Below are 26,294 nucleotides of genomic sequence, written 5' to 3' on the forward strand. Positions count from 1 at the left end.
ATCCATCTGTATCAACGTAAAATCAAACAGCTGAAATTTTGCAAAATTATGGCAATTGAGTTGCAGTTGTCTTACGGAAATAATCTTTACTTTGCAGTAGATAACTTTGACATACATAACATAGATGAAAATAGGAATAGTCTGTTACCCGACCTTTGGAGGAAGTGGAGTAGTTGCTACCGAGCTAGGTAAGGCCCTTGCGGCAAATGGCCACGAGATTCACTTTATCACGTATCGCCAACCAGCGCGCTTGGACTTTTTCTCCGAAAATCTTTTTTACCACGAAGTAGCAGTCTCACAGTATCCATTATTTGACTTTTTGCCCTATGAGTCTGCTTTAGCTAGCAAACTGGTAGACGTCGTCAGATTTGAAAACCTAGATGTACTACACGTGCACTATGCGATTCCACATGCCTCTGCAGCCTTTATGGCCAAGCAGATATTGGCCACATACGGCATTAACATTCCTGTCATTACAACCTTGCATGGTACAGATATCACCCTTGTAGGCAAAGACAAAAGTTTTAGTCCTGTCGTCACTTTTTCCATTAACCAGTCTGATGGTGTGACTGCTGTATCCGAAAATCTCAGGTCTCAAACCTTGGAGTACTTCGAAATCAGTAAAGATATTAAGGTGATTCCAAATTTCATCGACCTAGAACGCTTCAGTAATAAGGATCGCTCTCATTTCAAAAAAGCTATCGCCCCTGCCGATGAGCGAATACTGATACATACGTCCAACTTTCGAAAAGTAAAGAAAACAGACGACGTCATCCGAATCTTTCAAAAGGTAAATGAAAAGATTCCCAGTAAATTGTTAATGGTCGGAGATGGTCCTGAACGTAGAAATGCAGAAGAATTGTCTCGTCAACTGAATGTCAGCCATGATGTTCGCTTTCTAGGAAAGCAAGATGCTATCGAGGAAATATTATCAGTATCTGATTTATTTCTTATGCCATCAAGCTCCGAGAGCTTTGGCCTAGCTGCTTTAGAAGCAATGGCTTGCAAGGTTCCGGTAATATCTACTAATACAGGTGGTCTACCTGAATTGAATATTAACGCAGTAACGGGTTTTTTGAGTGATATAGGTGATGTGGACCAAATGGCAGCCAACTCCATTTATATTTTGGAAGACTGTGAACGGCTTTCCAAATTCAAAGATGCCGCACTTGAGCGAGCTAAAGATTTTCAACTAAGCAACATCATGCCCCAATACGAAAGCTACTATCAAGAGATTGTCGAATCGGTCAAAAAAGGTTAATTTCTTTGTGATTGCAGCAAGGGGGATTAAAAAAATTATCATATCTTTGGCTTTTGGAAAACTTCCAAAAAACAATCATGAAATATAAACGTATCCTACTCAAGCTCAGCGGAGAAGCCTTAATGGGCGAACAGAACTATGGTATTGACATCAACCGTGTCAGACAATATGCTAACGACATTAAAGAAATCCACGAATTAGGTCTTGAGGTCGCCATCGTTATCGGTGGAGGCAATATCTACAGAGGTCTTAGCGCCGAACAATCGGGTATGGACCGGGTACAAGCAGACTATATGGGAATGTTGGCGACAGTCATCAATAGCATGGCTTTACAGGATGCTTTAGAGAAAGTCTCTTTAAAAACTCGTCTGCTAACAGCCATCAAGATGGAGCAAATTTGCGAACCGTTTATTCGTAGAAGAGCTGTCAGACACTTAGAAAAAGGTCGGATTGTTATCTTTGGCGCTGGCACAGGAAATCCATACTTCACTACGGATACCGCAGCATCTTTGAGAGCTATCGAAATCAATGCCGATGCTGTACTCAAAGGCACTCGTGTAGATGGTATCTATACCGCAGACCCTGAAAAAGACCCCACTGCAACGCGTTTTGATGAAATCTCTTTTACGGAGGTCTATAACAAAGGGCTTAATGTAATGGATATGACTGCCTTTACGCTATGCCAAGAAAACAATCTTCCTATTATTGTGTTTGACATGAATAAACCAGGCAATCTAAAAAAATTGGCTAATGGTGAGCATCTTGGAACAATAGTAAGATAACAACGAATCAGAAAAATAACGAACATACATATGAACGAACTTATTTCTCTTCAACTTGATGACTGTAAGGATTCAATGACTAAAGCAGTATCATTCACGGAATCTGAATTGACAAAAATCCGTGCAGGAAAAGCATCCCCATCTATGCTAGATGGTATATCCGTAGATTATTACGGAAGCCAAACACCTCTTTCGCAAGTGGCCAACGTAAACACAACAGATGCCCGCACAATTGTTATACAACCTTGGGAAAAGTCATTGATCAATGCTATCGAAAAAGCTATCGTCGATTCCAACTTAGGTTTAAATCCTCAAAATGATGGTATTATCATCCGTTTGGTAGTTCCTGCTTTGACCGAAGAAAGAAGAAGGGAGCTCGTTAAAAGGGCTAAAGAAGAAACTGAAAAAGGCCGTATTGCTATTCGTAATATCAGAAAAGACACTAACGAGTCCATCAAAAAACTAAAAAATGATGGAGCTTCTGAAGACGAGATTAAAATCGGAGAAGGTGAAGTCCAAAAATTGACTGATAACTTCATTGCTCAAATAGACAAACTATCTGAGTTGAAGGAAAAAGATATCATGACGGTATAAGCAATATCGTTCTACACAGGAAAAGGTCTTCATTTAAAAAGTGAAGACCTTTTTTGCAAGCTACATTTTTACAAAAATCACCCATCACGTTCAAAATATAAACACGACGACGACATAGAGGTCATCAGAAGGTTTTGTTTTCATTATAGCCCAAATATTATGTAACTTAACATACTATTATGTCTTAAAATAAATGATGAATAACGCTAGACGAAAATTTCTAAAGCATGCTGGAATAGGTATTTCGGCAGCTTTTTTAAGCCCATACCTCTTTTCCTGCGAGTCCAAAAAAGCAGGAACTGGTCCCTTTCAACAAATCGGCATCCAGCTTTATACGTTGCGGGACGAATTGGCACAAGCCCCTATAGCCACCCTAGAAAAGATTGCAAAAATTGGCTATAAACATGTCGAAACATTCGGTGTTGATGTACAGAAAGGTACGTTCTTTGGTCTTGCTATCAAAGAATTCAAAAAAGTGCTAGATGACAACAACCTCCAAACCCATAGTGGACACTATGACCTGTCCAAATATCTAAGTCAGACGCACACAGATAAAGAAAATGTCGAACGATACGTCGAAATAGCGAATGAGCTTGGTCAATCCTACGTGGTAGCTCCCGTCACGCCAATGTTTGATATCAATGCGCTAAAATCAAAAGACTATCAATACGCAGCTGACCAACTCAACAAAGCGGGTGAAATCTCAAAAAAATCCAATATTAAAATGGGCTACCATAATCACTTTTGGGAATTTAGAGATCAACCCAATGGTACCAAAGGATTGGATATCTTGATTGCCTTTACCGAACCCGATTTGGTAGACTTTGAACTAGATCTTTATTGGATTGAAAAATCTGGGCTGAGCCCACAGTCCTATTTTGAAAAATATCCAAATAGATTCTCCATGTGGCATGTAAAAGATATGGATAGAGGATTTACAACGCCTATTGTTGGTGGAGAGCAAGATAAGCTAGGATTCGAAGCCCTCATTAAGGAAATAAAATATGCTGAAGTGGGGTCAGGGAGCATAGACTTCACCAATATATGCAGATATGCGGAGAAATCAGGTTTGAAATATGCTTTTGTTGAACAGGATGATATTTATATTTCGGACAAATTTGCGAGCATTAAGAAAAGTTATGATTATGTAGAAGCCAAGCTTGCTACTATCCAGTAATAAAAAAGGGAAGCAGCTGCTTCCCTTTTTTATTACTTAAAATTTCATGTTCTCGACCTCAGCAGCTGTTTCTTCGACTTTCGCACCAAGTTCCTTTTTAAAATGAATCAGGTTTAGGGCAATTTTGGCATCTGCTGTCCCAAGTATCTGCGCAGCGAGAATTCCAGCATTCTTAGCCGCATTCAATGCTACAGTTGCCACGGGAATCCCATTCGGCATTTGCAGAATAGAAAGTACAGAGTCCCACCCATCAATTGAATTTGAAGATTTGACAGGCACTCCTATTACGGGCAAATGGGTAATAGAAGCCACCATACCAGGTAAGTGAGCTGCTCCCCCTGCTCCAGCAATGATAACTTTCAACCCTCTCTCTGCCGCGGCCTGTGCATAGTCGAACATGCGTTGAGGTGTACGATGCGCTGATACAATTGTTACTTCAAAGGACACGCCTAAGTCCTTGAGAACTTCAATAGCATCCTGCATCACTGGAAGATCTGACTTGCTTCCCATAATTATCCCGACCAAAGGGGAACTTTCCGAACTCATCATTAATTTATGCTTTTACTTTTAATATCTCCTGTACCTGCCGCGCATTGGTAATAGCCAATTCCCGATTGTCGTTCACGATGCATACATGCCCCATCTTACGAAATGGCTTGGTATATTTCTTACCATACAAATGGAGGTAAACACCATCCATCGCTAATATCTCCTCTATCCCTTCATACTTGGCCAAGCCTTCATAGCCTTCTTCTCCCAAAAGATTAATCATTACCGCATTCGTACGCGTATCGACATTGCCTAAAGGTAGATTGAAGATGGCACGTAAGTGTTGAGCAAATTGAGAGGTATAGTTACCCTCTATAGTCTGATGTCCACTGTTATGCGGCCTAGGCGCAAGTTCGTTGACTAAAATTTCACCTTGCTTAGTTAAGAACATCTCAACTGCCAAAAGTCCGACTATTTGCAAATCATGTGCAATTTTTTTAGCAATCTCTTCTGCTTGCTGTTGGATATCAAAACTTAGCATCGATGGTGAAATCAAAAATTCCACCAAATTAGCTTGTGGATTAAACTCCATTTCTACCATCGGAAACGCTGATATATCTCCTCTATCATTACGTGCTACGATAACAGCAATCTCTTTTTCAAAATCAATCCATTCTTCAATGATACTCGGCTCTTCAAATGCTGTTGCCAAATCTTCCGAAGTGGTTATTTTCTTCACGCCCTTGCCATCGTAACCATCTCGTCTCAACTTCTGAATATAGGGGATTGTCAAATTTGCATTGGATAAATTCTCCTTTGTAGATATCAATTGAAATGGAGCAGTTGGAATATCATTCTGCTTAAAAAATTGCTTTTGCAGTCCCTTATCTTGAATCAAACGGATGATTCGGGATTGCGGAAAAACCTGAACTCCTTCCTCTTCCAATTTTTCCAAAGCATCTACATTGACCTTCTCGATTTCAATGGTCAACATATCCAAATCCTTACCAAAATTGTAAACCGTATGAAAATCACTCAACGACCCAACCTCAAATCGGTTACACAATTTGCGGCACGGAGCATTCTTGTCCGGATCTAGAACATGTACATTTACATTATAATTAATTGCTTCTTGGATAACCATTCGTCCCAACTGGCCCCCACCCAAAATCCCCAACTGCAATTCGCCATAAAAATCCTTTGCCATAAATTTAATTATATTTTTTCGGTCTCGGAACGGAATAAACTTTCCCCCAAAACACTTTCGTTTTCTATTTTCTTTTGTAACTCCAGAAATGCACCAATCAGGGCCTCAGGTCTAGGTGGGCAGCCCTGCACATATACGTCGACAGGTATAATGCGATCGACACCTTTGACCACGTGATACCCATGCTGCCAATAGGGCCCACCACAGTTAGAACAGGAGCCCATCGAGATTACATACTTTGGCTCGGGCATTTGCTCATAAAGCTTGCGAATGCGATCTGCCATTTTGAAAGTGACAGTCCCCGCGATAATCATCACGTCAGATTGCCGTGGTGAAGGTCTAGGGAAAACCCCCAATCTATCCAAATCATAAGTAGCGGCCATTGCCCCCATCATTTCAATCGCACAACAGGCTATTCCAAAACTAATAGGCCACATGGAAGAAAGCCTCGCCCAATTCAATAAATCATCTAGTTTAGCCACGACGACACCGTTATTTTGCAATTGACTCTCTATACTCATGTTGTGGTTCCTGGTTTTCTAAATGTGGGTTTAAATCCAATTTTAGGTTTTACATCTACTTTATCCGCTGATACAGCATCGACAGCAGTGGTTTCGGCATCCCTATAGTCCCTCACAGCATAACTTCGACTATTGAGCGCATCATAAGCTTCCGAAGGAATATTGACCTGTACCGACGGAGTGACGTGAATGGGTTTAATCCATTCCAAATCTCCTCTACGCCATACATATACTAATCCTAAAATCAGCACGCCGAGGAATAATGTCATCTCTACCATAGTAAACCACCCCCATCTACTATCAGCCTGAATCAACTCTTGTTGTCCAAATACTGTTGCCCAAGGAAATACAAATATAAGTTCCACATCGAACAATAGAAAAACCAATGCAATGACATAAAATCGAGGATTGAATTGTATCCAAGCGGTACCTAGGGATTCTTCCCCACATTCATATGTACTCAGCTTGATTGGATTAGGTTTTTTGGGTGAAATCACCTTGGCTAAGAAAATGGTGGCGCATACCAACAATATTCCTATCAAAGCAATGATAAGAATCTTGCCGTATTCTGATAATTGCGCGGGATCATCCATAACACAAAATTAGTATTTTTTTATTACTAAACTTAAATAAGGTTATTTTTAATACGATCCGGATGGATACCATTAAAAATAACCTTATCAATCTTATCTTTTATTAGTGAAAATAGGACCATTTAGTGAGAGATAAGCCTTACAAAGCCAATAGCACTACCAAGAGAAACCCAGTTTCACTATCTACCTGGCATTTTAGGCATGTTGCGCATCATCTTAGCGGCCATAGCAGGGTTGGACATCTGCTTCATCACTTTACGCATATCACCAAACTGCTTCATCAATTTATTGACCTCATTAATATCCGTACCCGACCCTTTTGCAATACGAATACGTCGCTTTTGGTCTATGGCATCTGGATTTTCTCGTTCAAATGGTGTCATCGAATCGATGATAGCTTCAATAGGTTTGAATGCATTATCGTCTACCTCCACATCCTTCAACGCCTTCCCTACTCCCGGTATCATGCCCATCAAATCCTTCATATTTCCCATTTTTTTTATCTGTTGGATTTGAGATTTGAAATCATTGAAGTCAAATTTATTTTTACGGATTTTTTTCTGCAATTCGGCAGCTTGCTTTTCATCAAACTGCTGCTGTGCACGCTCGACCAACGATACTACGTCACCCATACCAAGGATACGAGAGGCCATACGCTCTGGATAAAATACATCCAAGGCCTCCATCTTCTCCCCCGTACCGATAAATTTAATTGGCTTATTAACGACAGACTTAATAGATAGTGCAGCTCCGCCTCTGGTATCTCCATCGAGTTTGGTTAATACCACACCTGTGAAATCCAATCTATCGTTGAAGGCCTTAGCTGTATTGACAGCATCCTGACCCGTCATAGAATCTACAACAAAAAGAATTTCTTGCGGCTGCGTGGCTTCTTTTACAGCCGTAATCTCTATCATCAGCGCCTCATCTATAGCAAGACGGCCAGCGGTATCGATGATAACCACATTATGTCCGTTGCGTTTGGCTTCTTCTACACCCGCTTTAGCTATAGCAATAGGATCATTGGAATCCCGATTTACAAATACAGGGACACCTACTTGACCGCCCAATACTTCGAGCTGATCGATAGCAGCTGGACGATATACGTCACCTGCCACCAATAGTGGTTTTTTACCCTTCTTATCTTTTAGATAATTAGCCAATTTTCCAGAAAAAGTGGTTTTACCAGCACCATTAAGTCCCGCAATAAGGATAACAGTTGGATTCTTAGAAATATCCAAATCCGTGACAGAGCCCCCCATAAGTGCGGTAAGCTCATCGTTCATGATTTTGGTCAACAACTGCCCAGGAGAAATACTGGTCAACACATTCTCTCCAAGTGCCTTTTGTTTCACGTCATCTGTAAAACTTTTGGCCGTTTTATAGTTAACATCCGCATCCAATAAGGCTTTACGGATTTCTTTCATTGTCTCCGCGACGTTGATCTCTGTAATGTTACCCTGTCCTTTTAATACTTTAAAGGCTCTATCTAACTTATCCTGAAGATTCTGAAACATGATAATTATAAGTCTTTTTTTTGAAAGTGTTTACTGTTTTATGATTTCCAAGAACCCTCGCTTCACTTTGCCTTCTATTGGAGCAGGTCATTCACGAAGGTTTTTCTTGATAAAGGACAAAGTTACAAAATTGCCTTGAAATGAAGGATATACTTTACAACGAAACATCTGCATATAAAAACCCTGGGAACAATAGTTTTTGCGCTATAGATGCCGAGCACTAGCGTACAGGTTGGCGCCATGCCCACAATTAGAATAATCCAAAAAAAATAGGACAGACGAATTTGTCGTCTGCCCTATCCATATTTTATAGTAAATACTTCTAAACTATTAGTCCCTTCGGCCGCCAAAGAGGATAGAGGCATAATACAGTAAAGTCACCAATGCTGACAATGCTGCTACAACATAGGTCATTGCAGCCCATTTCAATGCATCCTTAGCTCCATCATGTTCTTCCCTACTATGAGTAATTCCCGCATTATTGAGCCACGCCAATGCTCTATTGGATGCGTCAAACTCAACAGGAAGGGTGACAAAGCTAAATACTGTCGTAATCGCCAAGGCTCCTACACCAATGGCCAATAACCAATAGTTACCACCTTTAGAAATCGCAAACATGATAACACCTGCCATCAAAATCCAAGAAGTCATTTTGGACGCAAACCCCACCATCGGCACCATCGCCGAACGAAACTGCAACCAAGAGTATGCTGTTGCATGTTGTACAGCGTGGCCGCATTCATGTGCTGCTACCGCAGCAGCGGCAATACTTCGCCCTTCATATACCTCTGGGCTTAGGTTGACAGTCCTATTTTGAGGATTATAATGATCTGTCAACTGACCCTCGACCGAGATAATCTGCACGTCATAAATCCCATTGTCATTCAGCATTTTTTGCGCAATTTCCCTTCCTGACATCCCACTAGACAGCGGGCTCTCTGAATATTTTTTAAACTTACGCTTAAATCTCCACTGGACAACAAAGCTTACCACCATGATGCCCACAAACAGTATTATATACATATCTTTTCTTTTTTCTTTAATTATACAATATTCCTATCAAAAGGTATTCCATTGGTCCAAAGTGCCAATTTATAATCCACTAAAATACAAAAATGGCGCAATCTGACAAAAGGTTAGTCTCGTTTTTATGATGATATGACAAAATATCCGCAAAAAGAGAGAGAGTTCCTTATGAAACTCTCTCTCTTTTTGTGGATAAGATTATTTTGGTTTATCCTATTTGTAGCATCATATTATGTTCTTCTATCATCTTCCGAAGGTTACTTAATGCATAGCGCATTCTTCCTAGTGCAGTATTGATACTGACTTCGGTGATATCAGCAATCTCCTTAAAGCTCATTTCGCAAAAGTGACGCATAATCAAGACTTCCTTCTGATCATCCGGAAGCAATTGAATGATTTTACGCAAATCAATATCTCGTTGATCCCTAACCATCTTCGATTCGGCGCTATCATCTGCAAATTGCAATACTTCGAAAATATCAAAGCCATCGGCATTGATGACAGACGGAGCCCGTTTCTCTCTTCTGAAATGATCGATAACCATATTGTGCGCTATACGCATCACCCAAGGCAAAAATTTACCTTCATCATTATAGCGGCCTGCTTTAAGCGTATTGATAACCTTGATAAAGGTTTCTTGAAAGATATCCTCGGCTAGGTGTTCGTCCTTGACCTGTAGATAAATTGACGTATAGATTTTGGTTTTATACCGGTCTAACAAAACTTCTAAACCAGACTCATCACCGTCTATATAAGCATGAATTAACTCTTGATCGCTCTTCTTTTTATTTAATAGTTTCATAACGTTTTCCCCAACATTTAACAGTTAGCATTCTATTAATAAGTACTGAATTTTATAAGAGTAAATCTATGCTATAGGCGATTCTAGTTTAAGTGTCTATTTTTTTTCAACACATCAAATAGAGTGAAAATAAATGGTTAATCAAATTTTAGGCCACGTTTTTAACATTTCTTCACATATTAAATGAAAAAAGGCTCAATCATTACTGAAGGAGCCTTTTTTACATTCCAAAGGAATCAATATTATTTATACAATGGGAACTGTGCCATCATTTCTTTCACTTTTCCGTGTATTTTGTCCAATTCACTGTCATTACTGTGATTCGCAATTGCTTCGTCAATTAACTCGCCAATCTGCACGATTTCCGCTTCTTTGATACCACGTGTCGTAATCGCAGCCGTGCCGAAACGCACACCTGAAGTAACGAATGGTGATCGTGTGTCAAAAGGCACCATATTCTTGTTAGTTGTAATACCAGCTTTACCCAACACTGCCTCAGCTACTTTTCCAGAAATATCCTTGTTGCGTAAATCCACTAACATAAGATGATTGTCGGTACCGCCCGAAATAATTTTGTAATCTCTATCGACAAAAAATTGTGCCAGTGCCGATGCATTTTTCTTAACCTGAACAATGTATTCCATGTATTCGTCAGACAATGCTTCTCCATACGCGATTGCTTTTGCTGCAATAGTGTGCTCTAGTGGCCCACCTTGTGTACCTGGAAAAACCGCTAAATCAAGGAGTTGTGTAATGGTCCGGATTTCACCTTTAGGTGTCTTGATACCCCAAGTATTTTCAAAATCTTCACCAACCATAATCATACCGCCACGAGGTCCACGAAGTGTCTTGTGAGTAGTAGTAGTTACAATATGACAATGAGGAAGTGGATCGTTCAACAAACCACGAGCGATAAGCCCAGCAGGGTGAGAGATATCAGCCAAGACTAGTGCATCAATCTCATCAGCTACCTTACGGATACGTGCGTAATCCCAATCACGAGAATATGCAGAAGCACCACAGATAATCATTTTTGGTTTTTCACGCAATGCTGTCTCCTCCAATTGCTCGTAATCAATCAAACCTGTATCCTCTTTCACCCCGTAAAACAGAGGTTGGTATATCTTACCCGACAGATTTGCAGGCGAACCGTGTGTCAAGTGACCTCCATGTGATAAGTCAAGACCCAAGATTTTATCCCCTGGTTTGATTGTCGCCAAGAATACAGCAGCATTAGCTTGTGCTCCAGAGTGAGGTTGTACATTGACCCACGCTGCGCCAAATAATTGCTTTGCACGATCTATAGCAATAGTCTCGATTTCATCGACAACTTCACATCCGCCATAGTATCTTTTGCCCGGAAGGCCTTCTGCGTATTTGTTTGTTAATACCGAACCTGCCGCTTCCATAACCTGCTTAGAAACAAAGTTTTCAGAAGCAATTAATTCGATGCCTTCCTCTTGGCGCTTCAACTCATCGTTGATAAGATTAAATATGGCTTGATCTCTTTCCATTTTATCCTTTTAAATAGTAAAATTTATACTGTTAGATTGATTTTGCAAAATTATATAAAATGCTTGGCATTCACAAATCAATCCAGCTGTAGGGAGAGAGCCCCTTCAAGTAATTATAGAGGAGTAAAAAATGCATAGTATCTCTTAAAAAAAGCACCTAATCAAACGTTTATATCGCCATCGCTATCATCTCAGTCAACATTATAATCCCGCTTCTTTTTTTAGAATAAGCACAGTCGTATCGTATGGATTTGGACTAAGTTCAACCAAAAACCGCAATACTCCTTCTGTGTAGTTAGCCACCGTATCGGTTGCTTTCGCCTTTGCAACACTATCCAGCATGCCGACAGTATTCTCTTTCAATACACGCACAGCTGCCCACGCATCTGTTGAAACATATAATTGCTGAGTAAAATTATACTGAAACTCACTTTCTACTTCTTGTACAACCAATTGGTGCAATTGTGCTACTGTTAAGTGATCCTGATAGTGGCGAGCAATTAGATTACGAGGCTCTATACGATTAACAAAGAGCAACAGTCTCTCATATGAGCCTGCACGCAAGGACGATTTTCCAGAAGCTTCCAAGTGCTGCTTATCCAACATCTTGGTCTTGAAAATAAGCGCCTCCACCTTGGGCCATACAATACGAAATGCCACAACTAGGCCCGCACATACTCCAAATGCAAGCAAAAAAAGATTCTTAAAAAAATCTATATAATCGATATCCATCGTCAATGTTTATAAAGTGTCAAAAATCCAAGCGAATCACAAAACTGCTTAAAATTATGTATTTTTGTGTAGTTGACTTTAAAAAAATAACGATGAGTACAGAAAATATTGTTGAGAAAGCACCGCTTACTTTAACAGAGGGTGCTGTCAAGGAGCTGAAAAAACTGAAAGACCAACAGGAAATCTCCGATGACTTTGGCCTACGGGTGGGGGTCGAAGGTGGTGGTTGCTCTGGCATGAGCTATATCCTAGGCTTTGATCAAAAGAAAGATGGAGATAGTGAGTTCGAAATCGAAGGCATACGCGTATTCATGAATAAAGCACATGGCCTTTATCTGGCCGGTATGGAGGTCGATTTCCAAAACGGACTAGATGCGCGCGGATTTACATTCAACAACCCTAATGCTTCTAGCACATGTGGTTGCGGCAGTAGCTTTTCTGCATAACAACACATTGCCCCGCCTTGAGCCATGCGCATAGGCTAAAAAGATAAGAGATTTATCTTTTTCTTTGAAGAAGCAAATGTCCAAAAGGGTGTTGTCATCCTGAATTCAGTGTAACTTCAGTATTGAAACACCTTGAAATTAAACAATCGCCCCGACCTAGTTCGGAGCGATTGTTTAACGACTTTTAATCAGCCTCTTCTTTTATCCCCTTCTCTCCTCTAAAGGCTCTATTGACCAAAGCCTATTGACAAACAATCATCGAAACAAAAAACCATATTGCCCTCAAAGGGACTTTTTCACTTCAAAGGTCTTCAAATTGGGATCTTTTTATTAAAGATGCCCCCTTTTTCCTTAACATAATAATTCTTAAATTTGCAACCTTAAAAACAGGAGACAAAATACTGATGTACAAGGAATATAAGCAGCTCAATCTGCCTCAAATAGGCAAAGAAATATTAGAACGTTGGGAACGTGAACATGTCTTTGAAAAAAGTATCAGCAACCGCCCCTCCAGCAAACCATACACATTTTATGAAGGACCTCCTTCTGCAAATGGAATGCCGGGAATTCACCATGTGATGGCGCGTTCGATCAAGGATATTTTCTGCAGGTATAAAACTTTAAAAGGTTATCAGGTCAAACGTAAAGGCGGGTGGGATACCCACGGTCTTCCTATTGAACTTGCTGTAGAGAAGAGCCTTGGCATCACGAAGGAAGATATTGGAAAGAAGATTTCCGTAGAGGAATATAATGCGGCTTGTCGTAAAGAGGTCATGAAATATACAGACGTATGGAATGACTTGACCAACAAGATGGGATACTGGGTCGACTTAGAAAATCCATATGTCACCTATGAAAATGAATATATCGAAACGCTTTGGTATTTATTAAAAGAACTCTATAAAAAGGGACTTTTATATAAAGGATATACTATACAGCCATATTCTCCTGCTGCAGGAACGGGCCTAAGCTCGCACGAGCTAAATCAGCCCGGCACCTATCAAGATGTAAAAGATACCACAATCGTTGCTGAGTTTCGATTGACTAAAGGACAGATTCATCCGGCTATAGACAAACTTGTCGAAACCGAAGATGAAGATGTGACCTTCATAGCTTGGACCACTACCCCATGGACACTTCCTTCCAATACTGCACTTGTTGTGGGTAAGAGAATCACCTATGTAAAAATCAAAACCTTCAACCAATACACTGCGGCTCCTGTTTCTGTCATCCTGGCCAAGGATTTGATTCTAAAACACTTCAAATCAGAAGGAAAAGATACTTCTTTTCAAGATTATAAATTGGGGGATAAGATAATTCCTTGGGAAATAGCGAACGAATTTACAGGTGAAGAATTGGTGGGACTTCGTTACGACCAATTAATGCCTTATATTACAAGCGAAGAGCTTCAAGAAAAGGCTTTTCGAGTCATTCCAGGTGACTTTGTCACAACCGAAGATGGTACCGGTATCGTACATGCAGCCCCAACTTATGGTGCGGATGACTTTAGGGTAGCCAAAGAAAATGGAGTACCAGGTATCTTAGTAAAAGATGAAAATGGCAAAGAAGTTCCTACCGTAGATCGCACGGGACGCTTTATAAAAGAAATAACAGATTTTGCAGGACGCTTTGTCAAAGAAGAATATTATTCGGACGCTGAGCGCGCAGACAAAGAGTTTCGTCCAACGGATGTCTTGATTGCTATTAAGCTTAAAGAAGAAAACAAGGCTTTCGATGTCAAAAAATATGAACACACCTATCCACACTGTTGGCGTACGGATAAACCGGTCCTTTATTATCCATTAGATAGCTGGTTTATCAAAACTACAGCCGTCAAAGAGGATCTGGTGGCATTAAATAAAACTATCAATTGGAAACCTGAAGCTACAGGTTCTGGACGCTTCGGAAATTGGTTGGAAAACTTAGTAGACTGGAATCTTTCTCGCTCCCGTTATTGGGGTACTCCTTTGCCTATATGGCGTTCAGAGGATGAGAACGAAGAGATTTGCATTGGATCACTTCCCGAACTCAAATCCTTTTTAGAGGATTCCCTTAGATCCGATATACTTTCGGACGAAGAGAAAAATAGAAATCGTGAATATCTCGAAAAGTTTGGAACAGGAGATTTAGATCTACATCGTCCTTATGTAGACGACATCGTATTAGTATCAGATGGGGGACAAAAATTGTTCCGTGAACCAGACTTAATCGACGTTTGGTTTGATTCAGGCGCAATGCCTTACGCGCAATGGGGACTTGACCATGAAAAATTGGAAAGAGGAGAAGAATACCCTTTCAAAGATGGTTTTGAAAACGCCTTTCCTGCCGATTTTATTGCCGAAGGTGTAGATCAGACTCGAGGATGGTTCTTTACCCTACACGCAATTTCGACCATGATACGCAAGTCGGTATCCTTCAAGAATGTCGTTTCCAACGGACTCGTTTTGGACAAAAAAGGCAACAAGATGTCCAAGCGTTTGGGCAATGGGGTCGATCCTTTTTCCACCATCGATCAATACAGTGCAGATGCTACCCGTTGGTATATGATTAGTAATGCCTCACCATGGGACAACTTGAAGTTCAATATGGAAGGGCTGGATGAAGTACGTCGCAAGTTTTTTGGGACGTTGTACAACACCTATGCCTTTTTTGCTCTGTATGCCAACATTGATAAATTTGAGTATGCTGAACCTGAAATTGCAATCAATGAGCGCCCTGAGATAGACAGATGGATCATCTCTTTATTAAATAGCTTGACAAAAGAGGTGGACGATTTTTATGCAGACTTCGAACCGACCAAAGCCGCCCGTGCTATCCAAAACTTTGTGGATGAGCATCTCAGCAACTGGTATGTACGACTATGTCGTCGCCGTTTTTGGAAAGGGGAGTATTCAGCTGACAAAATTTCAGCGTATCAGACGTTATATACCTGTCTAGATACCATTGCAAAATTGATGTCTCCAATTTCACCTTTCTTCTCCGATCAATTGTTCCTTGACCTTAACCAAGTAACAGGAAAAGAGCAGGTAGTATCTGTACATCTAGCCAATTTCCCTGTATTCCATCCCCACTTAGTAGATAAAGAGTTGGAAGAAAGAATGGCCTTGGCACAGGATATTTCTTCGTTAACGCTATCATTGAGGAAGAAAACAGCTATCAATGTCAGACAGCCCTTGAATAAAATATTGGTACCTGTATTGGATAGTGCATTCCAACATCAAGTCGAAAAAGTCAAGGACCTTATCCTATCCGAGACCAATATCAAAGATATTGAGTTCATCGGCGACACCACTGGAATTATTAAGAAAAAAATAAAACCTAATTTCAAGGCTCTTGGCTCGAAAGTTGGTAAAGATATGAAGATGGTTAGTGCTGCCATCAATGTATTATCACCAACTGACATTAGTACACTAGAGAAGGAAGGTACCTTAGCCTTAATTGACACACCTTATACCATCTCAATAGATGATGTCGAAATTGTTGCTGAAGACGTTGAAGGCTGGCAAGTTGCCAATTTAGGAAAGCTTACTGTGGCTTTGGATGTCCATATCACAGAAGCGTTGAAGAAAGAAGGGTTATCTCGCGAATTAATCAATAGAATTCAGAATATTCGTAAAGAAAAGGGACTAGAAGTGACGGATAGAATTAAGGTAATGCTTAGTGATATTCCTGAAATTACAGCAGCAGCCAAAGAAAATTTATCTTATATTAGCGCTGAAATTCTAGCCGATTCTTTTGATTTTCAAGAATCTTTAGCAAACGGAGAATCTATTGAAATTGACGAGAAAGAACTAACAGTATTAATTGTAAAAGTTTAAATTATGGCAGATAACAATGAAAAAACTCGTTATAGCGATGCAGAATTGCTAGAGTTTAAAGGAATTATTCTTGAGAAATTACGCATTGCTAAGGAAGAACTTTCTTCGCTGACAAAATCGCTGAATAATAGCAATGCGAATGGGACTGACGATACGGCTGGAACGTATAAGACATTAGAGGATGGATCTGCTACTTTGGAGAAAGAGCAAACCAACCAGTTAGCTGCGCGCCAGAAGAAATTTATTGACAATCTAGAAGCAGCGTTGGTACGTATTGAAAACAAAACGTATGGTGTGTGCCGTGAGACGGGTAAATTAATTCAAAAAGAAAGATTAAAAGCTGTCCCCCATACTACATTGAGTATTGAGGCTAAAAACAAACAATATTAATTTTTAAATTCTAAGTGGTTCCTATATTGGTAGGAACCACTTTTGCTACATATATGAAAGGCTACACCAAACCCCTCCTGTTAATTTTTATAATCCTCCTAGTTGACCAGCTATCCAAATTCTGGGTCAAGCTTAATATGACCATTGGTCAGAGTTATAGAATATTGGGAGAATATTTTCAGATCCATTTTATTGAAAACAATGGGATGGCATATGGAATGGAGTTTGGTGGTGAAGCTGGCAAACTGTTCCTGACTCTATTCAGAATAATAGCTGTTGCAGGTATCGGTTACGGTTTGCACTATATGATCAAACATAAATATAATAGAGGCTTTATCCTGAATGTTGCACTTATTATGGCCGGTGCAGCCGGAAATATTATTGATTCCACATTTTACGGAATGATTTTCAGTGAAAGTACTTGGTACGATAAAGCAGTTCTATTTCCTCAAGGAGGTGGATACGAATCCATTTTTCATGGAAAAGTAGTAGATATGCTATACTTCCCCTTGATCAGTGGGACATTTCCAAGTTGGCTACCCATATGGGGGGGCGAAGAGTTTTTATTCTTCCGTCCAGTCTTCAACGTAGCCGATTCCGCTATATCCGTAGGCGTTATCCTCATTTTGCTCTTTCAAAAAAGATACTTCAAAGTGGAACATGAAGAAAAATCAAGTGTCCATAGTGAAATGTTGGAAGACTAGATAACGATATTTAATCCTATCTTCAAAACACCATATTTACCCATTCTTGTAGGAGCTACGAATAAAAGTGAATGCATTTTTACACCCCCAGTCTTGTATAACACAAGCTACTGCTTTGCTTAATTTAAGTCACTCGCTACTACTAGTTATATCAACATGTTGATATAACAAAACCTTTAGAAGTCAAGAGAGACCCCGAAACAAGCTCTGAAGTGAGGTATAAGCTGCTTCTAGAGATTTCGCTTCTTCATCCCGGACCAAGGTTTAAACACGTAACCCACCGGTTCATTTACTACTTGCATCCTTGTTCTTTATTCGTAATTTCGTTTTCAAATCCATATCATGTCAACACGTAAACTCATGCTATGCTCAGTCTTCGCGGTAAGTCTACTTTGCATAGGTTCAAAAGTTAGCATTGCGCAACAAATCGATACCGTACTATTAAAAAAACACATTTATTATCTGGCCGATGATAAGATGAAAGGAAGGGGCACTGGCAGTAAAGAGGTAAAAAATGCCGCCAAGTATGTAGAAAAACACTTCAAAAAATATGGTCTTACACCTAAAGGCGAAAAGGGGTATCGACAAGCTTTTACCGCCAAAGTACGTCGAGTAGTTGTAAAAGACAGCATTCGTACCGCAGATAATGTCATCGGACTGATTGACAACGGCGCTCCCTTGACCATTGTTATCGGTGCACATTATGATCATTTGGGCACAGGGCATCAGGGTAGCTCAAAGGATTCATTAGGGGTCGGCAAAATACACAACGGAGCAGATGACAACGCCTCTGGTACCGCGGCCCTCCTCGAACTTGCAAGATACTACAGTAGCAATAATATAAAAGAAGAATACAATCTCCTGTTTATTGCTTTTGGAGCAGAAGAACTCGGACTCGTTGGCTCTAAGTACTTTACTGAGAACCCTACTATACCCCTTGACCATATCACTGCCATGCTCAATATGGACATGATAGGCCGGTACAATCCAGCACAAGGTGTAGCCGTGATTGGATACGGCACCAGCAAGAAATGGCCTGAAATATTCAATGGGTTGACACCTTCCATCAAGTACTACACGGGGCATGATGGCAATGGGGGTTCCGATCAAACTTCCTTTTACAAAAAAGATATACCCGTTCTATTTTTTCATACAGGAGGACATCCTGACTATCACATGCCCACAGATGATGCCGACAAGATAGACTACACCTCGCTCAAAGGAATTGCAGACTTAGAAATCATGATCATTGATAGAATAATGAAACAGCAGCACAAGCTAGACTTTCAATTTACTAACTAATTCAGATATGAATACAACGGTATTAATCACAGGAGCCAACGGATTTTTAGGTCAGAAATTAGTCGATTTGATTTCACGGGATAGACGGTACAAGGTCATCGCTACCTCTAAAGGTGTCAACCGAAATCCCAACCAGGAAAACTATAAATTCAAGCAACTGGATATCCTCAATCAGAAGGAAGTGGAACATTTACTCACCGAAATTCAACCGGATGTGATTATCCATACTGCTGCTTTGACCAATGTCGAGAGCTGTGAACAGCAGCCAGAACTTTGTCAGCGCATGAATGTAGACAGTGTGACGCAATTAGGGACGTATGCCTACAAACACGGCACCTATATCATACACCTCTCTACAGACTTTGTATTTGATGGGGCAAATGGACCTTATAATGAGGAAGCAGAAACAAACCCCTTAAGTGCCTATGGGATTAGCAAGCTTGCTTCCGAGCAAGCACTACTTGCTACGGACTGTAACTGCGCAATTCTCCGTACCATACTTGTATATGGTATTATTGCGGACCCACTACGGTCCAATCTAGTACTATGGGCCAAAGAAAAGCTGAGCGCTGGTGAATCTATAAAAGTCGTTAACGACCAATATCGTATGCCGACGTTTGTAGATGACCTGGCGGAAGCCTGTCTGCTTGCTATTGAAAAAAGGGCCACCGGCCTTTTTCATATTTCAGGAAAGGAAATGATGTCTATTGTACAAGCCGTATATGCAGTGGCTGACTTTTGGAATCTAGACAAGAGTTTAATCCAAGAAATCTCTGCAGCAGATATTGGTCAAGCTGACAATCGTCCTAAAAAAACAGGTTTTGATTTAACAAAAGCTGAAATCAGTCTAGGATTTGTACCCTCAGCTTTTTTAGATAGTCTCAAGCAAATCGACAAGCAATTTAAAAAATTTAGACGCATACAAGCACATCGCTATAAGAGTAAAATAGTTTAAGCATTCAACAAGTTGACATGCATACGATTGGAACAGATTAATTATATATTTATATAGAAACTTCACAGGGGAACAACTTTCATCAAAGGTTGCGTCTAACAATAAGAGTCAAAAAACTGATTCGCTAATTGCTGAATCACAAAGTAAACGAGCTCCCGAGCTCATAAAGTAATTATACACATATGAAAGCAAAGTTTGCAAAAGAATCCTACACGGAGATGAATGAACTCGTCCTCCCCAATGACACCAATACATTTGGAAATTTAATGGGGGGCAGGTTACTCTATTGGATGGATATCTGCTCGGCGATGGCCGCACAGAAACACTGCAACAATGTGGTGGTAACAGCCTCAGTGGACAATGTGTCTTTTAATCGTCCTGTAAAGCTCGGTGAAGTTGTCACCATTAAAGCGCAGGTGACACGTGCATTCAATACCTCTCTAGAAGTACGTCTCGAGGTCTTCGCCCAGAATCTTCCTAAAGGTACCAAGGACAAATCCAATGAGGCTTACTATACATTTGTAGCGTTGGATGAAGAGGGCAAGCCCAAAGCCATTCCAGCGCTAGTTGCTGAGAGTGAGCAGGAAATAAAATTGTATGACGAAGCCATGGAAAGAAGAGAACTACGGCTTATTCTAGCGGGAAAAATCAAACCGCAGCATGCTACCGGTATCAAGAAATTGTTGAAAAGGTTAGAGCAAAAAGGAGATTAATCCGTTCCCTATAACAGAAGAGGTCTTCCCCATATGGGGAAGACCTCTTCTGTTATAGGGAGGTTTATTCAAATACTATCCGCCATTTCCAAGGAGAACGATACGATCGAACTCTTCTTGTTTTAAAGGCATTACAGACAACCTTCCTTGACGTACCAGTGCTACATCCTGCAGAAATTGGTCCGCTTTGATTTGTTCTAAAGTCACCGGATGAGGAAAAGTCTCTACAGGCGCAAGGTCAACCACTACCCATCTTTCATCATCGGTAGTGGGGTCCTGATAAAACTCCTTTACCACTTTGGCTATGCCCACTACTTCTTTACCCTCGTTACTATGATAAAAAAGCACCAAATCTCCGATCTGCATAGCCTTCATATTGTTGCGGGCCTGATAATTGCGTACGCCATCCCAGAAGGTCTGTCCGTCTTTATTAAATTGTTCCCAGCTATATTTAAAAGGCTCTGATTTAACTAAAAAATAGTTCATATTGCAATAAAAACTTTAAATTATATCATGAATGGAAGAATGAAACTAGGATTTAAGGAGAAAACATAGATTCATCTCCTACCCTTAATCTCGATTCTAAATATTAATATCGACCAACTGCTATCTAATTAAGCTCGAATCAATACACAAATCTAAATACGAATATCTATTGCTGCTCGAGTACTTCCATTTTTTCGGCAAAATGCGCACAGTAATCCCTGAGATCACCAATCACTTTATCAGCCATGGGATCTCCACCTGCCGAACGGATAAAGGTATCACCTAATGTCTGAAGAGTTTCATAAAAAAAACGTTTCATCTCATCATAAGGCATATCCTTTGTCCAAAGATCTATACGCATCGAATTCTTGTATTGAGAATCCCAAAGAGCAAGGAACATCGCTTTTGCGGGAAGTTCATCAGTAGACTCACCGTCACTAGAAGACCAATTGATTTGCTCGGGGACATTTTGCTCGTCCAACTCTATCTGTAATTTTATTTCTGCTTTCTTCATTATAATAATTGTTTCATATGCACTACGTCCACCTAACAAATCGTCTAGGTTACGTTCACACTAATACATTTTTATTAATATGGTCACAATACTGACCATTAATATAAATCCTATCTCAAAAATCCAGACTCTATTCATTGCCTTCAACCAAATTCTAAACAGAAGGTCCATCACTGACAATACCACCACTAACACAATCATCCAAGGAATAGAAATCATCGTACCCGCAGGATTGCCAAGTTCACTAAAGAACCAGACGAGGATACAAGCAAGTACAATATTTAGTGGTGTGAGCTTCAATCCCATTACTTACCTCTGAAAGTTCGACCAGATTTGGATGAATTTGATTTCCTTTTCCCTCCATCACGTTTTGAAGACCGAGACTTAGGTTGACCATTTCCATTCAACATATACTTTTTCTCATGGAAAGCACCTTTGAAATCAGGATTATCTTTTTTCTTTTGACTATCAATTTCACGAGCTATGGCCTGACGCTCTTCAAAGCCAGTACTCTCGACAAACACTTCGTCAGGCAATTCGTTTACAGGGATAGATTGGCGAATCAATTTTTCAATCTTACGTACGTAATATTCTTCTGCCGGATTTGCTAATGTAATCGCGTCGCCTACATTAAACGCTCGCCCTGTACGACCAATACGGTGTACATAATCTTCTATAACGATCGGCACCTCAAAATTAATCACGTGACTCACGTTAGACACATCCAATCCTCGCGCTGCCACATCCGTGGCAACCAAGATTCGGATACTTCCTTCCTTAAAAGCATTAATAGAATTAATCCGTGTATTCTGCCCTTTATTTGCATGGATGACCCTCACCTGCTCAGCACCATACTTACGCTCTAGAAAATGAAATACATTATCAGCTACTGCTCGTGTCTTGCAAAAGACTATCAAACGATGAAATTTCTCATCGTCTTTCAATAAATGTTGAACAAGATTCAGTTTAGTCTTCAAATTAGGAACTTTATAAACCACTTGCTGAATAGTTTGTGCAGGAGTAGCTTGTTCCGTAACTTCTATAACTGTGGGAAAGGCTAAAAAATCACCCGCTATCTTACGAACCAATTCGCTCATGGTCGCAGAAAACAAAAGATTTTGCCGTTTCCGAGGGACCACCTCCAATACACGATGTATCTTAGATATAAATCCCATATCCATCATTTTATCGGCCTCGTCCAATACGAGGAATTTCAATGACTTCACAGGAATATGTCCTTCTAGGTACAAATCCAAGAAACGTCCAGGAGTAGCCACTATGATGTCCACCCCTTTTTCGAGATTTTCAATCTGTGTCTTGGGACCAAGGCCTCCATAAAGAACCACAGTTCTCAAATCCAAATATTGGGAGAATAAACGTATGTGCTCCTCGATTTGCATCGCCAATTCGCGAGTCGGCGAGAGTATAAGCGCTCTAGCGTCATTTCCTTGGGCATACTTCAATTTCATCAACATCGGCAACACAAAAGCGGCAGTCTTACCCGTTCCTGTCTGCGCGATTCCCATCACATCCTGCCCTGCAAGAATAGGAGTGATTGCTTTTTGCTGAATCTCAGTTGGTACGGTATAACCCGCCTCTGTGATGGCATTAAGAATCTGTTTATTGAACTTGAAGTCTTCAAACGAGTTTTGCATTTGACAAAGATAATGAAAACCATTCACATGAAAAGGTCACAATACCATTAGTTTCAACCATCCAGAGCAGGTTTTTTCGGAATAAGAAAGCTACAAATTTTGATTTAACTCTATTTTAAAGCAACTTTGCTCTATAAAAAAAGAACATAAAAGGTTGATATGAAAAAATTATGGATTTTTACACTGCTATTCGCAGTAAGTCTAAGCTCATTTGCAGATGAGGGGATGTGGTTTTTAATGCACATCAAGCGTCTCAACATGGTAGATATGAAGAAAGAAGGGTTGAAGCTGACAGCTGAGGAAATTTACAGCATCAACAACTCCAGCCTCAAAGACGCCATCGTCCAGTTTAATGGAGGATGTACAGCAGAGATTGTCTCCAACCAGGGCTTGGTATTCACCAACCACCACTGCGGGTATGGTGCTATCGCAGAATTGTCAACGCCAGAGAATGATCACCTTACCAATGGATTTTGGGCAAAGACAAAGGCCGAAGAATTAAAACCAAAATCACTCTATGTACGCTTTTTCGTACGTATGGATGATGTTTCTAAACGTATCTTAAGTCTTGTCAATGATAAAATGACAGAAAAAGAACGTGAAAAAATCATTAATCAAGAAATTGCCAAGATTGAAAAAGAAAACAACGAAGGTGGTAAATACACCGTATCTGTAAGACCTTTCTATAATGGAAATGAATATTACTATTTTGTGTACCAAGACTTTCAAGACGTTCGCTTAGTGGGCACCCCACCAAACAGTATTGGAAAGTTTGGTGGGGATACTGATAACTGGGAGTGGCCTCGTCACACTGGAGATTTCTCCATATTCCGTGTCTATGGAGATAGAGATGGAAATCCAGCGGCATATTCCAAGGAAAATATCCCTTTGAAACCGAAGCACTTCCTCCCGGTCAGCCTTAAAGGTTTTCAAGATGGCGATTTTGCGATGATACTTGGCTACCCTGGACGTACCAACAGATGGATGCCTTCTGCAGGAATTAACCAGAATGTCAAATTTGCGTACCCTGCTTGGGTAGAATCTTCAAAAGTAGGTCTGGATGCGATGAAGAAATTTATGGACCAAGACCAAGAAATTAAAATCAATTATGCGTCCAAATACTCTGGCGTAGCCAACTATTGGAAGAATCGTCAAGGGATGATTGATGCTTTGACTTTTCACAAAACAGCAGAAACCAAAGCCGTTGATGAGGCTAAATTCAATAAGTGGGCTAATAAAACAGCGAACAAAGCTAAATATGGGGATGTCATCAAGACTATCAACGATTATTATGCCGCGACCAATGAGAAAGCTAGACACGACAACTACCTAATGGGTATGTTGCGCTCATCAACATTTGCAGCACTTCCTGCAAACTTAGGAAATGGTCTCGCTCAATATGCAAAAGAGAATGACGCCAAAAGAAAAGAAATGCAGCCAAAGCTTGATGCATTTATTAAAGATTCATACGAGAAGCTTCATCTACCGTTAGAAATTGAAGTCCTTGCGCAGGAGCTTAATCTTTATGCGAAAAAAGGCGGAAATATCGCACCATACATTGCTGAACTGGCAACTAAGAATGGTGGAAACTTTCAACAAGACATCAAACAAGCTTTCGAAAGCAGTGTATTTGCTTCTGAGCAAACCATCAACAACTTCATGGCCAACCCAGATGCAGCTACTATACAAAATGACCCGCTCTTCAAAATATCTACAGCCCTAATGAGCAAGTATCGCGAGACAACTCCCGGTCAAGAGGAAGCAGAAGGAAATTTTCAAGCGGCACATCGTAAATACATCGCCGGTGTACTGGAATCAAATCCAAAAGGCAAATACTATCCAGATGCCAACAGCACCCTTCGTTTGACGTATGGCTCAATCATGACCCTCCCTCCAAACCCTAAAAATGATGCGGCAGAAAACTACTACACAACATTGAAGGGCACCATTGCCAAGTATAAAAAAGGAGACGAAGAGTTCGATCTGCCGCAAAGATTAATCGATCTGTACACTGCAAAGGATTTTGGACGCTATGCAGACAAAAAAGGACACATGCCCGTTAACTTCTTAAGCAATAACGATATAACAGGAGGAAACTCAGGTTCTCCAGTGATTAATGGCAACGGAGAATTAATTGGCTTGGCTTTTGATGGAAACATTGAAGCTATGGCTGGAGATGTGATCTTCGACCCTAAACTTCAGCGCACAATATCTGTAGATATTCGCTATGTACTATTTATCATTGATAAATTTGCGGGTGCCACGAATATAATTGACGAATTGAAAATTGTGGAGTAATAGCGATTAAATGACTTTTTTATGCAAAAAAAAGCGAAAAAAGAATTGAGCATTCAACACTTTTTGTATATTTATAACATCGTTTGAGAATTAATTAAAGAAAACTAAAATTATATTAATTAAAAATGGAAAACTACACTAAATTAAAAGAGCTAGTAGCTTCAATCGAAGCAGATGCAGACAAATTTTTCAACAATGGTAACGCTGCTGCTGGTACACGCGTACGTAAGGGTTTACAAGAAATCAAAACGTTAGCACAAGAGATTCGTAATGAAGTAACCTCTAAGAAAAACGACGGGAAATAGTCACCTATTTTCTACAGATAAAAATCCTTATTCCTTACTCGGAATAGGGATTTTTTATGACACATCAATCCTATGATAACACGGACATCATTTAACGAAAGCCTCGCACTGACGGCACCTCCACAATACTACACTATCTATCAACAATCATTGTGGCACGATGCAAACGGAGACTGGCAATCTGCCCATGACCTTATCGACCACCTTGATGACCTCATCTCAGCTCATATACACGCCTACCTACACCGCAAAGAGGGCGATCAATGGAATGCGGGGTACTGGTATAAAAGGGCAAAACAACCCGTATTCACAGGTGCCCTTAAAGACGAATTTGAATATCTCTTCGACTTGTATGCATAGACTTCTACTCTCCTATATACACCATCATCTTCAAGTAACATCTTCGTAAACGCCCTACAGGAACGATACATCTTCTCTTGCATACCCATAGATGACAACCTATATCCACTCCCCTCTCCATACGGAGTTTGTG

Annotated in this window: 27 protein-coding genes; 14 read left to right on the forward strand and 13 right to left on the reverse strand. The window is 40.3% G+C overall.

What is annotated here, in order from left to right:
* The first annotated feature begins 124 nt into the window (after positions 1–124).
* The 4 genes from bshA to OQ289_RS18505 all read left to right on the forward strand — a co-directional run bounded on the left by bshA (position 125) and on the right by OQ289_RS18505 (position 3,814).
* A complete protein-coding gene (gene bshA, locus OQ289_RS18490) occupies positions 125–1,261 on the forward strand; it encodes an N-acetyl-alpha-D-glucosaminyl L-malate synthase BshA (RefSeq protein ID WP_270088282.1) in 1,137 nt (378 codons plus the stop codon).
* Positions 1,262–1,338: 77 nt separating this feature from the next.
* Complete coding sequence (gene pyrH, locus OQ289_RS18495) at positions 1,339–2,043, forward strand: UMP kinase (protein WP_033564304.1); 705 nt, start codon at positions 1,339–1,341, stop codon at positions 2,041–2,043.
* 30 nt (positions 2,044–2,073) lie between these two features.
* A complete protein-coding gene (gene frr, locus OQ289_RS18500) occupies positions 2,074–2,637 on the forward strand; it encodes a ribosome recycling factor (protein WP_033564044.1) in 564 nt (187 codons plus the stop codon).
* Between the two features lie 193 nt (positions 2,638–2,830).
* Positions 2,831–3,814, forward strand: coding sequence for a sugar phosphate isomerase/epimerase family protein (locus OQ289_RS18505; protein WP_270088283.1), 984 nt, complete (start codon positions 2,831–2,833; stop codon positions 3,812–3,814).
* 36 nt (positions 3,815–3,850) lie between these two features.
* On the opposite strand, the gene purE is transcribed toward OQ289_RS18505, so the two are convergent.
* The 9 genes from purE to OQ289_RS18550 all read right to left on the reverse strand — a co-directional run bounded on the left by purE (position 3,851) and on the right by OQ289_RS18550 (position 12,215).
* Positions 3,851–4,360, reverse strand: a complete 510-nt coding sequence (gene purE, locus OQ289_RS18510) for a 5-(carboxyamino)imidazole ribonucleotide mutase (RefSeq protein WP_033564302.1) — start codon at positions 4,358–4,360, stop codon at positions 3,851–3,853.
* 7 nt (positions 4,361–4,367) lie between these two features.
* Positions 4,368–5,510 carry a 5-(carboxyamino)imidazole ribonucleotide synthase gene (locus OQ289_RS18515; RefSeq protein WP_033564043.1) on the reverse strand — a complete coding sequence of 381 codons (1,143 nt, stop codon included), beginning with the start codon at positions 5,508–5,510 and terminating at the stop codon, positions 4,368–4,370.
* An 8-nt stretch (positions 5,511–5,518) separates the two neighbouring features.
* Positions 5,519–6,031 carry an NADH-quinone oxidoreductase subunit B gene (locus OQ289_RS18520; RefSeq protein WP_033564042.1) on the reverse strand — a complete coding sequence of 171 codons (513 nt, stop codon included), beginning with the start codon at positions 6,029–6,031 and terminating at the stop codon, positions 5,519–5,521.
* A complete protein-coding gene (locus tag OQ289_RS18525; protein ID WP_270088284.1) occupies positions 6,028–6,624 on the reverse strand; it encodes an NADH-quinone oxidoreductase subunit A in 597 nt (198 codons plus the stop codon). Before OQ289_RS18525 ends, OQ289_RS18520 begins: the two co-directional genes overlap by 4 nt.
* A gap of 179 nt (positions 6,625–6,803) precedes the next feature.
* Entirely contained in the window at positions 6,804–8,141 is a 1,338-nt protein-coding gene (gene ffh / locus OQ289_RS18530; RefSeq protein WP_033564040.1) for a signal recognition particle protein, read from the reverse strand.
* A gap of 330 nt (positions 8,142–8,471) precedes the next feature.
* The gene (locus OQ289_RS18535) at positions 8,472–9,164 is read right to left on the reverse strand and encodes a zinc metallopeptidase (RefSeq protein ID WP_033564039.1); all 693 of its coding nucleotides are present in this window, start codon (positions 9,162–9,164) and stop codon (positions 8,472–8,474) included.
* A 211-nt stretch (positions 9,165–9,375) separates the two neighbouring features.
* A complete protein-coding gene (locus tag OQ289_RS18540; RefSeq protein WP_033564038.1) occupies positions 9,376–9,969 on the reverse strand; it encodes an RNA polymerase sigma factor in 594 nt (197 codons plus the stop codon).
* Positions 9,970–10,211: 242 nt separating this feature from the next.
* Positions 10,212–11,483: a serine hydroxymethyltransferase gene (glyA, locus tag OQ289_RS18545; RefSeq protein WP_270088285.1), complete on the reverse strand. Its 1,272-nt coding sequence runs from the start codon at positions 11,481–11,483 to the stop codon at positions 10,212–10,214.
* A gap of 201 nt (positions 11,484–11,684) precedes the next feature.
* On the reverse strand, positions 11,685–12,215 hold the full coding sequence (locus OQ289_RS18550; RefSeq protein WP_270088286.1) for a DUF7935 family protein: 531 nt from the start codon (positions 12,213–12,215) through the stop codon (positions 11,685–11,687).
* Positions 12,216–12,307: 92 nt separating this feature from the next.
* Between OQ289_RS18550 and OQ289_RS18555 the strand changes: the two genes are divergently transcribed.
* From OQ289_RS18555 to OQ289_RS18585, 7 genes are all read left to right on the forward strand, one after another.
* The gene (locus OQ289_RS18555) at positions 12,308–12,661 is read left to right on the forward strand and encodes a HesB/IscA family protein (RefSeq protein ID WP_033564036.1); all 354 of its coding nucleotides are present in this window, start codon (positions 12,308–12,310) and stop codon (positions 12,659–12,661) included.
* Positions 12,662–13,065: 404 nt separating this feature from the next.
* A complete protein-coding gene (gene ileS, locus OQ289_RS18560) occupies positions 13,066–16,479 on the forward strand; it encodes an isoleucine--tRNA ligase (protein ID WP_270088287.1) in 3,414 nt (1,137 codons plus the stop codon).
* Positions 16,480–16,482: 3 nt separating this feature from the next.
* Positions 16,483–16,869, forward strand: a complete 387-nt coding sequence (locus OQ289_RS18565) for a TraR/DksA family transcriptional regulator (RefSeq protein WP_033564034.1) — start codon at positions 16,483–16,485, stop codon at positions 16,867–16,869.
* A gap of 53 nt (positions 16,870–16,922) precedes the next feature.
* On the forward strand, positions 16,923–17,573 hold the full coding sequence (locus tag OQ289_RS18570) for a lipoprotein signal peptidase (RefSeq protein ID WP_033564033.1): 651 nt from the start codon (positions 16,923–16,925) through the stop codon (positions 17,571–17,573).
* Positions 17,574–17,915: 342 nt separating this feature from the next.
* Positions 17,916–18,875 carry a M20/M25/M40 family metallo-hydrolase gene (locus OQ289_RS18575; protein WP_270088288.1) on the forward strand — a complete coding sequence of 320 codons (960 nt, stop codon included), beginning with the start codon at positions 17,916–17,918 and terminating at the stop codon, positions 18,873–18,875.
* Positions 18,876–18,882: 7 nt separating this feature from the next.
* Entirely contained in the window at positions 18,883–19,830 is a 948-nt protein-coding gene (locus OQ289_RS18580) for an SDR family oxidoreductase (RefSeq protein WP_270088289.1), read from the forward strand.
* A gap of 182 nt (positions 19,831–20,012) precedes the next feature.
* A complete protein-coding gene (locus OQ289_RS18585) occupies positions 20,013–20,543 on the forward strand; it encodes an acyl-CoA thioesterase (RefSeq protein WP_033564030.1) in 531 nt (176 codons plus the stop codon).
* Positions 20,544–20,618: 75 nt separating this feature from the next.
* Here the strand turns inward: OQ289_RS18585 and OQ289_RS18590 are convergent, their stop codons facing one another.
* The 4 genes from OQ289_RS18590 to OQ289_RS18605 all read right to left on the reverse strand — a co-directional run bounded on the left by OQ289_RS18590 (position 20,619) and on the right by OQ289_RS18605 (position 23,198).
* Positions 20,619–21,029: an EVE domain-containing protein gene (locus OQ289_RS18590; protein ID WP_033564029.1), complete on the reverse strand. Its 411-nt coding sequence runs from the start codon at positions 21,027–21,029 to the stop codon at positions 20,619–20,621.
* A gap of 166 nt (positions 21,030–21,195) precedes the next feature.
* Positions 21,196–21,543: a gliding motility protein GldC gene (gldC, locus tag OQ289_RS18595; protein WP_033564028.1), complete on the reverse strand. Its 348-nt coding sequence runs from the start codon at positions 21,541–21,543 to the stop codon at positions 21,196–21,198.
* 60 nt (positions 21,544–21,603) lie between these two features.
* Positions 21,604–21,849: a hypothetical protein gene (locus tag OQ289_RS18600; protein ID WP_033564027.1), complete on the reverse strand. Its 246-nt coding sequence runs from the start codon at positions 21,847–21,849 to the stop codon at positions 21,604–21,606.
* Positions 21,849–23,198, reverse strand: coding sequence for a DEAD/DEAH box helicase (locus tag OQ289_RS18605; protein WP_270088290.1), 1,350 nt, complete (start codon positions 23,196–23,198; stop codon positions 21,849–21,851). The genes OQ289_RS18600 and OQ289_RS18605 overlap by 1 nt, the downstream gene beginning before the upstream one ends.
* Before the next feature lie 159 nt (positions 23,199–23,357).
* On the opposite strand from OQ289_RS18605, the gene OQ289_RS18610 reads away from it, so the two are divergent.
* The 3 genes from OQ289_RS18610 (at position 23,358) to OQ289_RS18620 (ending at position 26,161) form a co-directional block, all read left to right on the forward strand.
* The gene (locus OQ289_RS18610; protein WP_270088291.1) at positions 23,358–25,496 is read left to right on the forward strand and encodes a S46 family peptidase; all 2,139 of its coding nucleotides are present in this window, start codon (positions 23,358–23,360) and stop codon (positions 25,494–25,496) included.
* A gap of 125 nt (positions 25,497–25,621) precedes the next feature.
* The gene (locus OQ289_RS18615; RefSeq protein WP_033564024.1) at positions 25,622–25,801 is read left to right on the forward strand and encodes a hypothetical protein; all 180 of its coding nucleotides are present in this window, start codon (positions 25,622–25,624) and stop codon (positions 25,799–25,801) included.
* Positions 25,802–25,873: 72 nt separating this feature from the next.
* On the forward strand, positions 25,874–26,161 hold the full coding sequence (locus OQ289_RS18620) for a hypothetical protein (RefSeq protein WP_270088292.1): 288 nt from the start codon (positions 25,874–25,876) through the stop codon (positions 26,159–26,161).
* Positions 26,162–26,294: the final 133 nt, after the last annotated feature.

The organism is Sphingobacterium sp. SYP-B4668 (assembly GCF_027627455.1).
Taxonomy (GTDB): Bacteria; Bacteroidota; Bacteroidia; order Sphingobacteriales; family Sphingobacteriaceae; genus Sphingobacterium.

Bases quoted from the DNA above. Each gene is read 5' to 3' on its own strand.
- bshA (WP_270088282.1), top strand. From the start codon at position 125: ATGAAAATAGGAATAGTCTGTTACCCGACCTTTGGAGGAAGTGGAGTA.
- pyrH (WP_033564304.1), top strand. From the start codon at position 1,339: ATGAAATATAAACGTATCCTACTCAAGCTCAGCGGAGAAGCCTTAATG.
- frr (WP_033564044.1), top strand. From the start codon at position 2,074: ATGAACGAACTTATTTCTCTTCAACTTGATGACTGTAAGGATTCAATG.
- OQ289_RS18505 (WP_270088283.1), top strand. From the start codon at position 2,831: ATGATGAATAACGCTAGACGAAAATTTCTAAAGCATGCTGGAATAGGT.
- purE (WP_033564302.1), bottom strand. From the start codon at position 4,360: ATGAGTTCGGAAAGTTCCCCTTTGGTCGGGATAATTATGGGAAGCAAG.
- OQ289_RS18515 (WP_033564043.1), bottom strand. From the start codon at position 5,510: ATGGCAAAGGATTTTTATGGCGAATTGCAGTTGGGGATTTTGGGTGGG.
- OQ289_RS18520 (WP_033564042.1), bottom strand. From the start codon at position 6,031: ATGAGTATAGAGAGTCAATTGCAAAATAACGGTGTCGTCGTGGCTAAA.
- OQ289_RS18525 (WP_270088284.1), bottom strand. From the start codon at position 6,624: ATGGATGATCCCGCGCAATTATCAGAATACGGCAAGATTCTTATCATT.
- ffh (WP_033564040.1), bottom strand. From the start codon at position 8,141: ATGTTTCAGAATCTTCAGGATAAGTTAGATAGAGCCTTTAAAGTATTA.
- OQ289_RS18535 (WP_033564039.1), bottom strand. From the start codon at position 9,164: ATGTATATAATACTGTTTGTGGGCATCATGGTGGTAAGCTTTGTTGTC.
- OQ289_RS18540 (WP_033564038.1), bottom strand. From the start codon at position 9,969: ATGAAACTATTAAATAAAAAGAAGAGCGATCAAGAGTTAATTCATGCT.
- glyA (WP_270088285.1), bottom strand. From the start codon at position 11,483: ATGGAAAGAGATCAAGCCATATTTAATCTTATCAACGATGAGTTGAAG.
- OQ289_RS18550 (WP_270088286.1), bottom strand. From the start codon at position 12,215: ATGGATATCGATTATATAGATTTTTTTAAGAATCTTTTTTTGCTTGCA.
- OQ289_RS18555 (WP_033564036.1), top strand. From the start codon at position 12,308: ATGAGTACAGAAAATATTGTTGAGAAAGCACCGCTTACTTTAACAGAG.
- ileS (WP_270088287.1), top strand. From the start codon at position 13,066: ATGTACAAGGAATATAAGCAGCTCAATCTGCCTCAAATAGGCAAAGAA.
- OQ289_RS18565 (WP_033564034.1), top strand. From the start codon at position 16,483: ATGGCAGATAACAATGAAAAAACTCGTTATAGCGATGCAGAATTGCTA.
- OQ289_RS18570 (WP_033564033.1), top strand. From the start codon at position 16,923: ATGAAAGGCTACACCAAACCCCTCCTGTTAATTTTTATAATCCTCCTA.
- OQ289_RS18575 (WP_270088288.1), top strand. From the start codon at position 17,916: ATGTCAACACGTAAACTCATGCTATGCTCAGTCTTCGCGGTAAGTCTA.
- OQ289_RS18580 (WP_270088289.1), top strand. From the start codon at position 18,883: ATGAATACAACGGTATTAATCACAGGAGCCAACGGATTTTTAGGTCAG.
- OQ289_RS18585 (WP_033564030.1), top strand. From the start codon at position 20,013: ATGAAAGCAAAGTTTGCAAAAGAATCCTACACGGAGATGAATGAACTC.
- OQ289_RS18590 (WP_033564029.1), bottom strand. From the start codon at position 21,029: ATGAACTATTTTTTAGTTAAATCAGAGCCTTTTAAATATAGCTGGGAA.
- gldC (WP_033564028.1), bottom strand. From the start codon at position 21,543: ATGAAGAAAGCAGAAATAAAATTACAGATAGAGTTGGACGAGCAAAAT.
- OQ289_RS18600 (WP_033564027.1), bottom strand. From the start codon at position 21,849: ATGGGATTGAAGCTCACACCACTAAATATTGTACTTGCTTGTATCCTC.
- OQ289_RS18605 (WP_270088290.1), bottom strand. From the start codon at position 23,198: ATGCAAAACTCGTTTGAAGACTTCAAGTTCAATAAACAGATTCTTAAT.
- OQ289_RS18610 (WP_270088291.1), top strand. From the start codon at position 23,358: ATGAAAAAATTATGGATTTTTACACTGCTATTCGCAGTAAGTCTAAGC.
- OQ289_RS18615 (WP_033564024.1), top strand. From the start codon at position 25,622: ATGGAAAACTACACTAAATTAAAAGAGCTAGTAGCTTCAATCGAAGCA.
- OQ289_RS18620 (WP_270088292.1), top strand. From the start codon at position 25,874: ATGATAACACGGACATCATTTAACGAAAGCCTCGCACTGACGGCACCT.